9 protein-coding genes are annotated in these 13,811 nt (G+C 63.8%); 1 reads left to right on the forward strand and 8 read right to left on the reverse strand.

All coding sequences use genetic code 11. The features are described 5' to 3' along the window. Positions 1-218: 218 nt before the first annotated feature. From WBP07_RS28050 to WBP07_RS28070, 5 genes are all read right to left on the reverse strand, one after another. On the reverse strand, positions 219-2,627 hold the full coding sequence (locus WBP07_RS28050; RefSeq protein ID WP_395396526.1) for a glycoside hydrolase family 2 TIM barrel-domain containing protein: 2,409 nt from the start codon (positions 2,625-2,627) through the stop codon (positions 219-221). A 69-nt stretch (positions 2,628-2,696) separates the two neighbouring features. Beyond that, positions 2,697-2,975: a hypothetical protein gene (locus tag WBP07_RS28055; RefSeq protein WP_395396527.1), complete on the reverse strand. Its 279-nt coding sequence runs from the start codon at positions 2,973-2,975 to the stop codon at positions 2,697-2,699. Between the two features lie 232 nt (positions 2,976-3,207). Continuing rightward, positions 3,208-4,638: an efflux transporter outer membrane subunit gene (locus WBP07_RS28060; RefSeq protein ID WP_395396528.1), complete on the reverse strand. Its 1,431-nt coding sequence runs from the start codon at positions 4,636-4,638 to the stop codon at positions 3,208-3,210. A 2-nt stretch (positions 4,639-4,640) separates the two neighbouring features. Continuing rightward, positions 4,641-7,847 (reverse strand): efflux RND transporter permease subunit, encoded by a 3,207-nt coding sequence (locus WBP07_RS28065; RefSeq protein WP_395396529.1) that lies wholly within the window; start codon positions 7,845-7,847, stop codon positions 4,641-4,643. Positions 7,848-7,850: 3 nt separating this feature from the next. Continuing rightward, positions 7,851-9,023 (reverse strand): efflux RND transporter periplasmic adaptor subunit, encoded by a 1,173-nt coding sequence (locus tag WBP07_RS28070; RefSeq protein WP_395396530.1) that lies wholly within the window; start codon positions 9,021-9,023, stop codon positions 7,851-7,853. Positions 9,024-9,142: 119 nt separating this feature from the next. Between WBP07_RS28070 and WBP07_RS28075 the strand changes: the two genes are divergently transcribed. Next, the gene (locus tag WBP07_RS28075) at positions 9,143-9,727 is read left to right on the forward strand and encodes a TetR/AcrR family transcriptional regulator (RefSeq protein ID WP_395396531.1); all 585 of its coding nucleotides are present in this window, start codon (positions 9,143-9,145) and stop codon (positions 9,725-9,727) included. A 197-nt stretch (positions 9,728-9,924) separates the two neighbouring features. Here the strand turns inward: WBP07_RS28075 and WBP07_RS28080 are convergent, their stop codons facing one another. The 3 genes from WBP07_RS28080 to WBP07_RS28090 form a co-directional block, all read right to left on the reverse strand. Next, a complete protein-coding gene (locus WBP07_RS28080; RefSeq protein WP_395396532.1) occupies positions 9,925-10,182 on the reverse strand; it encodes a hypothetical protein in 258 nt (85 codons plus the stop codon). Between the two features lie 288 nt (positions 10,183-10,470). Next, complete coding sequence (locus WBP07_RS28085) at positions 10,471-12,264, reverse strand: arylsulfatase (protein ID WP_395396533.1); 1,794 nt, start codon at positions 12,262-12,264, stop codon at positions 10,471-10,473. A 54-nt stretch (positions 12,265-12,318) separates the two neighbouring features. Continuing rightward, on the reverse strand, positions 12,319-13,803 hold the full coding sequence (locus WBP07_RS28090; protein ID WP_395396534.1) for a sulfatase-like hydrolase/transferase: 1,485 nt from the start codon (positions 13,801-13,803) through the stop codon (positions 12,319-12,321). Positions 13,804-13,811 lie beyond the last annotated feature (8 nt).

Consider the following 13,811-nt stretch of genomic DNA (forward strand, 5'->3'; position numbering starts at 1 on the left):
GGGATTAGCCCACAGTTGTCGCGCCGCCTTGCCGCGCTCGTGTCCAATTGTCTGAAAATGTCTCGTTCAGGTCGATGCTGCGAACACCTTGCGATGTGTTCGCAAAATAATCGGCGCATCTGGAGCGGCTCGTCTCACGCGGATTCCTGTGCTGTCAGGTCATCCATTGCCGGTGGCCGGGGCGGATCTGGTCAGCACCGTACCGGCCGCCGTCGGCGTCATTCGGTTGCGGCCAGATCGACGGTGCCGCCTTTCAGCCCTTCGGCCGTGGCGATGACGGTGAAATGGCCGTTGCCCGTGCCCCGGACCAGCGCGACGGCGAGACCGTCCTGCGCCGCACGGTCGGGCGAAGGGAAGGGGGTATGATCGACCGAGGAGCCATTGTCGGTCGCGATCAGCTGCCCTTTGCCCTTGACCGCGAAATGCAGGCGATGGCTGGCGGAAGGCACGGTGACGCCGTTCGCATCGACCACCCGCGCACGCACGTAGACCATGTCGTCGAAGGTGGAGCCAACGGTTGGCATGTCCGGTTTCAATTCGATGCGGACCGGCTTCCCCGCCGTTCGCAGGCTGGAATAAACGGCCTCGTTACCGGGATCGCGGCAGGTGGCACGCACCTCTCCCGGCGCATAGCGTACTGCCCAGCGCCGGGGGGAGGCGTCCGCATTGATCGGCAGCGTGCCCAGCGAGCGACCGTTGAGGAATGCCTCGACCTGCCGACAATTGCTGTAGACCTCGATCGTCTCGTCGTGGGGGCTGCGGTCCTGCGGCGTCCAGTCGTCGAACAGGGCGATCTTGGGCTTGGGCGTGGCCACGGCGATCATGGTGGGCAGCACGGGCTGGTTCGGGCCGCCGGCACCATCGGTCGCCGGTCCGGCCGCCGCCGGATCGGCATTGCGCACGACATGCACCACGGGCCGGTCCGACCACCAGCTTTCGCGCTCCATCCCGCTGATCTTCTGGCGGCCGGTGCGATCGAGCAGCCCGGCCGGATTCTGGATATTGGGCCAGCCGGACCGGTTCGCCTCGCCCAGATAATCGACGCCGGTCCACAGGAACATGCCTGAAAAGGGCGCATAGTCGCGTACCGGCAACCAGTTGCTGCGGTTGTGCGCGTTTTCCGTGCCGATGATGCTGCGTTTCGGGTTCTGTTTGCTTGCCGCGATCAATTCGTTTTCGCGATAATTCTGTCCGACCACGTCCAACATGTCGGCCAGGCCGTTGTCGTAATCCTTGGTCACGTTCGGCCGGAAAAGCGCCATCGTTACCGGCCGTGACGGATCGGCGGCATGAACGATGTCGAGGATGCTGCGCAGCGCGGCCTTGGCCTGGACCGGATAGGCAGTGTCATGGATTTCGTTGCCGGCGCTCCACAGCACGATGCTGGGATGGTTACGATCGCGGCGCACCATGTCCAGCGTGTCGCGCTTGTGCCAGTCGCCGAAGAAGAGATGGTAATCCTCCGGCGTCTTGGCGACATTCCACTGGTCGAACAACTCGTCCATCACGATCAGCCCCAGCTCATCGGCAAGGTCGAGAAATTCGGGGCTGGGAAGGTTGTGTGCGGTGCGGATCGCGTTGACGCCCTGCGCCTTGAGCGCGGTCAGCCGCTGGCGCCAGACGGCCAGTGGGACGGCGGCCCCCACCGCGCCGCCATCCTGATGCAGCGCCACGCCTTTCAGCTTGAAGTTGCGGCCGTTCAGCCAGAAGCCGGTTGCCGGATCGAACCGGGCTTCACGCAGGCCGAAGCGGACGTCCTCATTGTCCAGCAGCGTGCCGTCGGCCGCCAGCACGCGGATGGAGGCGCGATACAGGGCGGGATCGTTTATGTCCCAGCGATGCGGGCGGGGCAGCGCGATCTCGGCCGGCAGGATCATGGTGCGCCCGGCCGCCACACTGGTGGCCGGCGTCACGGTGCGCGCAATTTCGCGCCCATCGGGATCGGTCAGCAGCAGTTCGACCTTGATGTCGGTCGCGGCACCGGTGTCATTCTGCACATCGGTGGTGACCGCGATCGTCGCCTGCGCATCGCTAATGGCGGTCGCCCGCACATAGGCGCCGCCCTGCGGGATATGAACATCGTCCGTCTCGATCAGGCGGACGTGTCGATAGATGCCCGATCCGGTATACCAGCGTGACGAGGGCGCGGCGGAAGTATCGGCGCGGACGGCGATCACGTTGTGGCCATCCGCGCGCAGATGGCGCGTCATGTCGTAGCGCTGGCTGACGTAGCCCATCGGGCGATAGCCGATGTGATGGCCGTTCACCCAGACTCCGCTGCGCTCCATGATGCCGTCAAATTCGATGAAATAGCGCCGTCCCGGCTGGGGCGTCAGGTCCAGCGTCTTGCGATACCAGGCGACTCCGCTGGGCAGGAAGCCGTTCTCGCCTGCGGCCTTGGCATTGGGATCGAACGGGCCGGCGATGGCCCAGTCATGCGGAACGGTAACGACTTGCCACGATGTATCGTCCAGCGTGGGCGTTTCCGCGCCTTCCGGATCCGCCTGGATGAAGCGCCAGCCGGCCGGCAGCGGGGTGACCATGCGGGGGGCAGCCTGAGCCGCGCCGATCGAGGCGAGAGCTGTCGCCAGGGTACAAAATAGCGTCCTGCTGCCGGTCTTGCGCACCCGAGTTTCCTGTCCTGCTCCTAACCCTGTCCTTCAGTTACTCAATATCCCGCTATTTGCAATAATGTTTCATAATGCGGCCTTGCGGGGCGAATGGGCGAGAGGGGGCGGGGTGGTCGAAGCTGCCAAGTCCGGGAAACGCGCCGAGGCATGCAGGCGACCATGTTCGTGCGGGGCTATGGCGGAGGCGGTCTGGGAATCGCAGACGGTGGCCGGCGCATCGGCCGCCAGATCGGGATTGCATCCGACCGGATGATCGTTGGAAACGATGGCATCGTAGTCGAGCGCGGGGGCGTTGAGAATGGACGCCGTGTCGCCAACGGGTTCGACCGCGCGGCGGCGATCCACACCGTGTCATCGACAAACAGCGGTTCAACCGCGATGCGGGACGGCAAGCCCTGCAATGCGCCAAGGGCCGGATCTAGAGCGTTTTCTAATCAGGTGGATCACCTGATGACTCGGAAAACGCGACAAACTAAAAGCTTAGAGCAGTTGATCCGATGCAGATGGATCGGAAACTGCTCCAGCGCGCATATCGGGTCCGGGCGACCGTCAGGCCGCCCGGATAACCTTCATCGTATTACGTAAGGCCGCCACCGATGGCCCGGTAGATTTCCACCATATTGCTGGCCCGGGTCAGACGCGTGGTGACAAGGGTCTGCTCGGCGCTATGCAAAGTGCGCTGCGCGGCGAGAGTCGTCAGGAAGTCGTCCACGCCGGCCCGGAAACGCGCATCGGACAGCTTGTAGCTGACGCGTGCCGCATCGCGCAGCGACGTTTGCGCCTCAAGCTGCGCATTCATCGTCGCCCGTCGCGCCAGCGCGTCCGCCACTTCCTTGAAGCCGGTCTGCACGCTTTTCTCATACGTCGCGACCATCGCGTCATACGTTGCGCGGGCATAACGCAGGTTGCCCTGGTTCTTGCCGAAGTCGAAAATCGGGAGAGTGGCGGAAGGCGCCACCGACCAATAATCGCTTCCCGACTTGAACAGGTTCGACAGGCCAAGGCTCATCGTCCCGAAGGCGGCCGTCAGCGAAATGCTGGGGAAGAAGGCCGCGCGCGCCGCACCGATATTGGCGTTCGCGCCGATCAGCTGGTGTTCCGCCGCCGCAATGTCCGGACGGCGCAGAAGCAGCGTTGAGGGCAGTTCCGCCGGCAGGTTGTTCAGCGTGACGTCGCTGTCCGGCAATTCGGTCGGCAAGTCGCCGGGGGCAAGGCTGGTCCCAGCCAACAGGTCAAGCGCGTTTCGGTCCTGCGCGACAAGGGTCGTCGCCAGGGCAATATCGGAACGGGCCTGATCGTGGCTGGTCTGGGCCTGGCGCACTTCCAGTTCGGAAGCGATGCCCTTGGCGAACCGCGCCTTGGTCAGATCGAGCGTCTGCCCGAATGCCTTTTCAAGATCGCTGGCGATCTTCAGGCGTTCCTGGTCGGCGGCCATCGTCAGCCAGGCGTTGGCGGTTTCGGCGATCAGCGCCGTCTGCGCGGCATTGCGGTTCTCTACCGAGGCAAAGTAGCTTTCCTGCGCCGCCTTGGTCAGATTGCGGACGCGGCCGAACAGATCGATTTCCCAGGACGAGATACCGACGGAGGCCGTGTAGATGTCCGTCCGTCCGGAAGCCGATCCGGCACCGCCCGAAGACGCCTGAGCGAACGGCTGGTCCTGATAGGTGGCGCTGCCGCCGGCGGCAACGGTGGGCAGCAGATCCGCACGCTGCACGCGATACTGCGCGCGGGCCTGCTCGACATTGGCGACTGCAATGCGCAGGTCGCGGTTGTTGTCGAGCGCCGTCTGGATGACCCGCGCCAGGCGCGGATCGGTGAAGAACTCCTTCCAGGAGGTATCGGCCGAAACCGTTGCGCCCTGCCCAATACCTTGGGCATTGCCGTCGACCGGCCCCGAAGGGCTGGTCTCGGGAACGGGAAGATCGGGGCGGACATACTTGGGCGCCATGTTGCAGGCCGCCAGCGCGAGCGCCAGCGATGTGGCGGTAAGCGCTTTCACATTACGCATTTTCATGCCTCCTGCGGCTCGGCCGAAGCCTCGCCCTCATTGGCTCGATCACCCTTACCCTTGCCGTGTTGTTCACGGAACAGGCGCTTCACCACGGTGAAGAACACGGGCACGAAGAAGATCGCCAGAATGGTGGCGGAGATCATGCCGCCCACCACGGCCCAGCCGATGGCGTTCTGGCCGCCGGCGCCCGCGCCGGTGGAGACCGCCAGCGGCAGCACGCCGAAGATGAAGGCGAAGCTGGTCATCAGGATCGGCCTGAGGCGCAGCTTGCCCGCTTCGAGCGCCGCCTGAACCGGTGGCAACCCGTCGCGCATCTTTTCTTCCGCGAACTCGACGATCAGGATCGCATTCTTGGCCGAGACGCCGATTGTCGTGATGAGACCCACCTGCAGGTAGATATCGTTGTTGAGACCCACCAGCGTTGCCGCGATCACCGCGCCCAGCACGCCGAGCGGCACCACCAGCATGACCGCGATCGGCACCGACCAGCTCTCGTAAAGCGCTGCAAGGCACAGGAACACGATCAGCATGGACAGCGCATAGAGCGCCGGAGCCTGACCGCCCGAGGTCTTTTCTTCGTAGGAAATGCCGCTCCATTCAAGGCCGACACCCGCCGGCAGCTTGGAGGCCATTTCCTCGATCACCTTCATCGCATCGCCGGTGGAGACGCCGGGCGCAGGCGCACCCATGATCTGGAGGGACGACACGCCGTTGAAGCGTTCCAGCTTGGCCGGACCGTACGTCCACTCCGTCCTCGCGAAGGAGGAGATCGGAGCCATCACGCCGCTGCTGCCGCGCACGAAGAACTGGCCGATAGATTCGGGCTTGGAGCGGAACTGCCCGTCGGCCTGAACGAACACTCTCTTCACGCGGTCGCGGTCGATGAAGTCGTTGACGTACGTGCTGCCCATTGCGGTGCTGATGGTCGAATTGATGTCCGACTGGGCGATACCAAGAGCACCGGCTGCGGCCTGATCTACGTCCAGTTTCAGCTGGGGCGTGTCTTCAAGACCATTGGGACGGACTTGCGCCAGGCGCTTGTCGGCCCCGGCCATGCCGAGCAGCTGGTTGCGCGCCTCCAGCATCTTCTGGTGGCCGATGCCGCCACGGTCGACGAGCTGGAACTCGAAGCCGGTGGCGTTGCCCAGTTCCTGGACGGCGGGCGGGGCGAATGCGATCGCCATGCCGGCCGAGATCTTCTGGAAGGCCTTGTTGGCACGCAGCGCGATGGCGCTGACCGTGTTGTCCTTGCCCTTGCGTTCGGACCAGTCCTTCATGCGAACGAAGGCAAGGCCCACGTTTTCACCTTGCCCCACGAACCCGAAGCCGGAGATCGTGAAGACGTCGGCGACATTGGCCTTTTCGTCCTTAAGGTAGTGATCGCGCACCCGGGCGAGCGTGCGTTCGGTTTCCTCGATGGTCGTGCCGGCGGGCAGCGACACCTGGTTGATCAGGATGCCCTGGTCTTCGTCCGGCAGGAAGCCGCCGGGAAGGCGCAGGAAGATGAAGGCCATGCCCGCCACGATCACGGCATAGACCAGCATCGTGCGGCCCCAGTTGCGCTCCACCTTGTCGACGGTCTTGCCGTAGCGTTCCACACCGCGATCGAAGGTGGTGTTGAACCAATGGAAGAAACGGTTGAACAGGCCGGCGATGCCGGTCTGCTTGCCTTCCGCAAGGCCGGCGCCATGGCCATGGCCACCGGGGGAGGCCTTGAGGATGGTGGCGCAAAGCGCCGGGGTCAGGATCAAGGCCACGATCACCGAAAGCACCATCGAGGATACGATAGTGATCGAGAACTGGCGGAAGATCACGCCGGTGGAGCCGCCGAAGAACGCCATCGGCAGAAACACTGCCGACAGCACGAGGCCAATGCCGACCAGCGCGCCGCTGATTTCATCCATCGATCGGCGGGCCGCTTCCTTGGGGCTTAGCCCCTCGGTCTGGATGAGGCGTTCGACGTTTTCGACCACGACGATGGCGTCATCGACCAGCAGGCCGATCGCCAGCACCATGCCGAACAGGGTTAGGGTGTTGATGGTAAATCCGGCGAGTTCCAGCACGGCCAAAGAGCCCAGCAGAACGACCGGAACCGCAATCGTCGGGATCAGCGTCGCGCGCCAGTTCTGAAGGAACAGGAACATGACGATGAACACGAGGACGACCGCCTCGACGAGGGTGTGGATCACCTGCTCGACCGAGAGCTTTACGTACGTCGAGTTATCGACCGGGAACTTGTATTTCACCCAGCTCGGGAAGTTCTTGGAGAGCTGGTCGATCTGCGTCTTCACCGCGTCCACGGTGTCGAGCGCGTTGGCGCCCGGTGCCAGCTTGATGCCGAAACCGGCGGCCGGATGGCCGTTCAGCTTGGCGCCGAAGCTGTAGTTTTCAGCGCCCATCTCGACGCGCGCAACGTCGGAAAGGTGGACCACCGAACCGTCAGGATTGTTCCGCAGCATGATCTGGCGGAACTGCTCGGCCGTGCGTAGGCGCGACTGGGCCGTGATCGTGGCGTTGAGCGCCTGTCCCTGGGGCGACGGCGAAGCGCCGATCTGGCCGGCGGAAACTTGTGCGTTCTGCGCCTTGATAGCGGCGGTCACGTCGGTTGCGGTGACGCCCAGGTTCGCCATCTTGAACGGATCGAGCCAGACGCGCATCGAGTACTGCGCACCCAGAAGCTGGGTGTCGCCGACGCCGTTCACGCGGCTGATCGGATCCTGAAGCGAGCTGGCGATGAAGTCGCCCGCGTCCTGCTGGTCGTGAATGCCGTCATCGGCATAGACGGCCATCACCATCAGGAAGGTCGACGTCGACTTGGTGACGCGCAGACCCTGCTGCTGCACTTCCTGCGGAAGCAGCGGCGTTGCCTGCGACAGCTTGTTCTGCACCTGAACCTGCGCGATGTCGGGATCGGTGCCCTGTTCGAAGGTCAGGGTGATAGTCAGGTTGCCGGCACCGTCGCTGGACGATGCGAAATAGCGCAAGTGGTCGATGCCCTTGAGCTGCTGTTCGATCACCTGCGTGGTTGTCGATTCCAGCGTTTCGGCGTTGGCGCCGGGGTAGCTGGTCACGATCTGCACGGCAGGCGCGGCGATTTCGGGGAACTGGGCCACGGCCAGCGAACGGATCGCCAGGACGCCCGCAAGCATCATGACGATGGCGATGACCCATGCGAAGATGGGTCTGTCGATGAAATAGCGCGACATGGGTTACTTCGTCCCGCCGTTTGCTACCGTGATCTGCTGCGGCATGCCCGGCTTCACCACCGTGCCCGGACGCAGGTTCACCAGGCCTTCCACGATCAGGCGATCGCCGATGTTGAGACCCTTGGTGACGATCCACTTATCGCCCACCGCGCGATCGGTTTCGATCTGGCGGACTTCGACCTTGTTGTCCTTGCCCACCACCATGGCGGTGGCGCGGCCGCGCGGATCGCGCGTAACGCCCTGCTGCGGGGCGAGGATGACGTTCTGGCGCAGGCCTTCGACCAGCCTTGCACGAACATACATGCCCGGAAGCAGCAGGCCCTTGGGATTGGGGAAGGCCGCGCGCAGGATGACCGAGCCGGAGCTGGGATCGACCGTCACGTCGGCAAACTTGAGCTGGCCCTCGATCGGATAGACCGAGCCATTGGGCAGGATCAGCTGGACGCGCGCGCCTTCGGCCTCGCTCACGCCGCCGGACGCCATGGCCTGCCTCAGATCGACGATCTGCGCGGCCGACTGGGTCACGTCCACATAGACCGTGTCGGTGCTCTGGATGACGGCAAGTGCATCGGTCTGCGATGCGGAGACGAGCGCGCCGGGCGTGAACAGCGAACGGCCGATGCGGCCCGAAATGGGCGCGCGGATGCGGGTGAAGTTCTGGTTCACCTGGGCGGCCTGAAGCGCCCCTTGCTGCGCCGCAACATTGGCGCGGGCCTGCTGGGCGGCGGCGGCGGCATCGTCGTACTGCTGCTTGCTGACGGCGTTGATCGCGATCAGTTCCTTGTAGCGCTGGGCTTGCAGCGCCGTGGAATTGATCGTGGCGTTCGCGACGGCCAGAGAGCCCTTCGCCTGCGCCAAAGCGGCGCGATAAGGCGAATCCTCGATCTCATAAAGCAGTTCGCCAGCCTTGACGTAGCTGCCCTCGGTGAACAGGCGGCGCCGGATCACGCCGGTGATCTGCGGGCGCACGTCGGCCGTTTCCAATGCTGCAACGCGGCCGGGCAGCTCGTTTGTGAGCGGCGCCGATTCGGTGGTGAGGGTGACCACGCCGACCGCCGGGGCCGGGGGTGCCGCGGGCTGTTCCTTGCCGCAGGCGCCCAGGGCCAAAGTCAGGGCGAGCGCAAGGGCTGGGGCTGAGGTACAGGCACGAATTCCTGCAGTTACCGCCTTTTGCATGATGGTTCTTTCGTCGCGATCGTTGGGGGGAGGTATGAGAGTGAACGATCATTCACATTGCATCGCCACTAGAAATCGGCCATGGAGAATACAAGCTAAAAATAATCAGAGAACCAAAAATGGGTGCAGCGCAGCATAAACTGCCAAGCGCGGATCGCATACGAATCGCGGCCAGAGACTTGTTTGCCACGAACGGCTTTCACCAAACTTCCATGTCGGAACTGGCGTCCGCGGCGGACATGTCGGTCGGCCTGATCTACCGATCTTTCAAAAGCAAGGGAGACATCATCGAAGCGATCGTGCGCGCCGATTTCGACGAGAAGCTTGGAGAATTGGACGAGTTGCGCCGCCGGCTGAACGGGGGCGAATCGACTGTTCTGCAAACCTTTCAGGAGCTGTTCCTCCAGGTTATCGACGAAGGCGATGAAGCCTTGTCCTTCGATATGATCGCAGAAGGATTTCGGAACGAGCGCGTCGGGTCAACCATTGGCGCGATGTGCGAGCGTTTTCGCGATTATCTGCGCGAGTTCGCGTGCGCCGCAAATCCCCTGCTGGACGGGGAAGAACTGGACGGGGCGACCGAACTTCTGCTCGGCTGCCTGTTCGGCCTTGGCCACCGCAGCATCTCGATGCCGAAGCTAGACGCGGCACGCACCGCGGATTTGAGCGCACGGATGATCGTGGCCGCGTTGAAAGGAATCTGAATTCTCAGGCGCCCACGCCGGGATAGTGGGCGCTTCGCAACATTTACGCCGGGCGGTTGTTTTCGCCCGGCTACAACCGATTCGGGCAATGGCTTACGGCAGCCATGATAATGCCGCGAATCGGGCAAAAGGACCTATGGAGCTGCTCGCCGTAACGAGTGGCTCGTTCACAGCGCCATCGCTTGCGAACAGGTTCGTCAGTGGCTCTTGCGGTGCTTGCCGCCGTAACGCTTGCCGCAGAACTGTTCGAGGCTGGCCATTTCGCGCGAAGCGGCTGCAGCCGTCGCCACATCGCAGGGCATGCTGTGCTGTGCCGCAGAAATCCTGGCGTCGACGCGATCCTTGAGTTCCTCGATATCCGCCCTGCTCAGCACGTTCTTCTCGCGCAGGTAGCAGATCAGGCTCTGCAGAATGATGATGGCCTTGTCGCCAGAGTCGACTTCGATTCCTTCCATTGCCGTGACTATCCTTTCCATGCTCCGGATGTTTCCCCGGATGCTTTCAAAACGTCCCTTGGCGGCGTTTCGTTGCGCCAGAGTTTCGTGTCCAGAGACAAAACACAAGCGAAAGTTTGCAAAGGCGCAAGCCAATTGCGCGGCCGGGCTCGACCGCCAGCCGCAAGTGCATGGTCCGTAATGAGATTCGACGCGCGTGCCAGCACCAGCGCCCGAACGATGAGGCAAGGATCAAACAAGGATGAGACGGGGCCAGCCGGAAATTTGTTTCCCGGCTGGCCGTGTGGGTTACTGATCGACCGCTGACGGCGGCGCGCCTGCGGGCAAATCGTCATCAAATTGGTGCAGGCGGCGCAATTGCGGCGCAGGTTCCGCCAGCGCCGGATTGCTGTACTTGCGCGCTTCGCTCCACCAGAGCGCCTGCATCTCTTTCAGCTTTTCCGGATAGCGCTGCGACAGGTCCTGACTTTCGGAAAAGTCCTTCGCCACGTTGAAGAGGGCCCAGCGATCTTCATCGAAGCTGGTGCCATAGCGATGCATTGCGATCGCCTTCCAGTCCCCCGCGGTGATCGCCCGATTGCCCCGCAATTCGAAGAACTGCACGTTCCGTGCTCCCGCTGTCGGAGAGGTGAAGGACGCACGGAAGGAATGACCGGCCACCGGCAGCTGCTGCACCCCGTTGAGAACGGAATGAAAGCCCGCTCCCGCAACGTCGAGCAGAGTCGGGCCGATATCGACCGCGTCGACATGCTGTCCACGCACCGCCCCCTGCGCCTTGATGCCCTTCGCCCAGGAGACGATCAGCGGCGTGCGGATCCCGCCTGCGTAGGGCCACAGCTTGTAGCGACGAAACGGGGTCACGCCTGCCATCGCCCAGGGCCGCTGGTAGAGCGACTGGGTTTCCGGACCGCCCAGCTTGTCCAGATTCTGGGCCATCTCCGCGACCGGGGTGGAGGGATCGTAGGGCCTCCAGAACCCGCCGTTCTGCCCCGCCTCCGGCGCGGCGCCATTGTCCGACAGGACGACGAACAAAGTATTGTCGTACTGGCCCGTCTGCTTGAGATGCGCGACCAGCCGGCCGATCTGGTCGTCCGCATGGGTGATGAACCCGGCATAAGTCGCCATGAAGCGGGCGAACACGGTCTTTTCCTGATCGCTCAGCGACGACCAGGGACGATCGCCCGGATTGATGGGCGGCAGCACCGTGTCGGCAGGGATTATGCCCAATTGCTTCTGCCTGGCGAAACGTTCGGCACGGATCGCGTCCCACCCCTTGGCATAAGTATCGCCGTAGGCGTCGATGTAGGATTTCGGCGCCTGGATCGGCGCATGCGCCGTGCCCAGTGCCAGATAGACGAACGTGGGCTTGCCGCTGGCGGACGCCTTGTCCGCATCGAACGCAGCGATCGCGTGGTCGACAAGGTCGGGGGCGAGCAGATAGCCCGGCGCGGCTGGCGTGGGGATATGGGCGTTATCCTGCACCAGATCCGGTTTGTACTGATCGGTCCAGCCGCTCAGGAAGCCATAGAAATGCTGGAAGCCGCGCTGCAGCGGCCAGCTTCCCTTGTCGTGCCCCGGCGCCTCATCGTATTTGGGTGCAAGATGCCATTTGCCGACGGCCCAGGTCGAATAGCCCGACGCCTGCAAGGCCTGCGCAATGGTTTCGGCATTGCGCGGCAGCTCTCCGCGCTGCGAAGGGTTGATGGCGGGATCGGGCTGCGCGGCATTGGACGCCAGATCCTCCATGCCCACTGTCTGGTTGTTCCGTCCGGTCAGGAGCGCCGCACGGCTGGACGAGCAGATCGCCTTGCTGTCGAACCGGTTGTAGCGCAACCCGCTCTGCGCCAGGGCATCGATATGGGGCGTGCGAATTTCCGAGCCGAAGGCGCCGAGATCGGAAAAGCCGGTGTCATCCAATACGATGAGAACGATGTTGGGCCGGCCCTGAGAGTTGGCCGGTGATTTTGCCGGTGCTGCCACTGGTGAAGCCGCCGGCGTTTTGGCCATCACCGGCGTCAGCGCGCTGGCGGCCATCAACCCGGTGCATGCGGCGCCACGGATTGCGCGCTTCCATCCCTTCATACCTTCTCTCCTTGTCTCGAGGATTGTGTCTTGAGGGTTGAGGGGCTTTTCATGTCAGAAGCCCCCACGTGGGCGGCTGCGGCCCGAGCGCTGGAGCATTTCCAGCGTGGCCGCGAGACGCGCCGCGATTTCGGGGTGAACGTCGTAGAGGTTTCGCTCTTCGCGCGGATCGGCTTCCAGATCGTACAACTGCCCCGTTGGGCCGCCCGGTGCGGGCTCGACTGCCTTCGGAGCGGAGAAGCCACCCGATCCCAGGCCCAGCACCAGCTTCCATTTTCCCTCACGGATGGTGAACATCCCATCGAGGGAGTGATCGACGATGTTGGGGCGGATCGGCGCATGGCCGGTCTGCTGCAAGGCGGGCAGCAGGTTGAAGCTGTCCTCCGCCGCGTCATCGGGCAAGGGCAGGTGCAGCGCGCCGGCAATGGTCGCCATGATATCGGTGAGCGATCCGGTTTCCCGGCTCACCGATCCGGGGGCGACATGGCCGGGCCAGCGGATGATGAACGGAATGCGATGGCCCGCTTCCCAGACGTCCGCCTTCTCGCCGCGCCAATCCGCATTGGCGCGATGGGCGAAGCGGGCGGCATCCTCCGGCTTCCAGTCGGCCCCATTGTCGCTGGTGACGATGACGATCGTGTCCTTGCCGTCCGGCCGCGCGTCGACCGCGTCGAGCAGGCGGCCGATCATCGCATCGGTCTCCACCACATAGTCGCCATAGTCGCCGGCATGCGACTTGCCTTTGTATTCAGGCAGCGGCAGCCAGGGCGTATGCGGCGATGGCAGCGGGAAGTAGAGGAAGAAGGGCTTGTCCTTCTTCGCCGCCTTCACATAGTCAACGGCCTTCGCGGTGAGCGTGGGCACCACCTCTTCCATGCGGAAGCGCGGGGCGATGTCTCCTTCGCGCCAGAAGACGCCGCGCGGCGCCTTGCTGCCTTCGGTATGGCCGCTGGGCGCTTCGACCACGTGGTCGTTCTCGAAATAGAGGTAGGGCGGGAAGTCGAGCGAGGAGGGGATGCCGAAATAGCTATCGAAGCCATGGTCGATCGGTCCGGGACGCAGCGGCTTGCTGTAGTCAGTGGTTTCGCCAGCTCCCAGCCCGAGGTGCCATTTGCCGATCCCGGCGGTGCGGTACCCTGCCTTTCGCAGAAGGCCCGGCAAGGTCAGGCGTCCTTTCTCGATCAGGTTGGTGCCGCTGCCGTCCAGCACGCCCGATTTCAGGCGCGAACGCCAGCAGTAGCGGCCGGTCAGGATGGAGTAGCGGCTGGGCGTGCAGACGGCAGAGGAGGCGTGCATGTCGGCAAAGCGCATGCCTTGCGCGGCCAGCCGGTCGATGTTCGGCGTCGGGATCGCCGACCACGGATTGTAGATCCGCGCATCGCCGATCCCGAAATCGTCCAGCAGCACAAGGACGATGTTGGGCCGAACCTGCGCCCGGCCAAGCGCCGGTGCGCCCGACGCGGCCGAAAGCACGGCAGCGGCCGTCGCTGCACCTTCCCGCAGGAAGGTACGGCGCGCCAGCTTGCGTGATCCGCGCATCGGCCCGC

This window comes from Novosphingobium oxfordense, from assembly GCF_044029435.1.
Taxonomy (GTDB): domain Bacteria; phylum Pseudomonadota; class Alphaproteobacteria; order Sphingomonadales; family Sphingomonadaceae; genus Novosphingobium.

Excerpts from the sequence above, each read along its gene's own strand:
- WBP07_RS28060 (WP_395396528.1), bottom strand. The coding sequence starts at position 4,638 with ATGCGTAATGTGAAAGCGCTTACCGCCACATCGCTGGCGCTCGCGCTG.
- WBP07_RS28065 (WP_395396529.1), bottom strand. The coding sequence starts at position 7,847 with ATGTCGCGCTATTTCATCGACAGACCCATCTTCGCATGGGTCATCGCC.
- WBP07_RS28070 (WP_395396530.1), bottom strand. The coding sequence starts at position 9,023 with ATGCAAAAGGCGGTAACTGCAGGAATTCGTGCCTGTACCTCAGCCCCA.
- WBP07_RS28075 (WP_395396531.1), top strand. The coding sequence starts at position 9,143 with ATGGGTGCAGCGCAGCATAAACTGCCAAGCGCGGATCGCATACGAATC.
- WBP07_RS28080 (WP_395396532.1), bottom strand. The coding sequence starts at position 10,182 with ATGGAAGGAATCGAAGTCGACTCTGGCGACAAGGCCATCATCATTCTG.
- WBP07_RS28085 (WP_395396533.1), bottom strand. The coding sequence starts at position 12,264 with ATGAAGGGATGGAAGCGCGCAATCCGTGGCGCCGCATGCACCGGGTTG.
- WBP07_RS28090 (WP_395396534.1), bottom strand. The coding sequence starts at position 13,803 with ATGCGCGGATCACGCAAGCTGGCGCGCCGTACCTTCCTGCGGGAAGGT.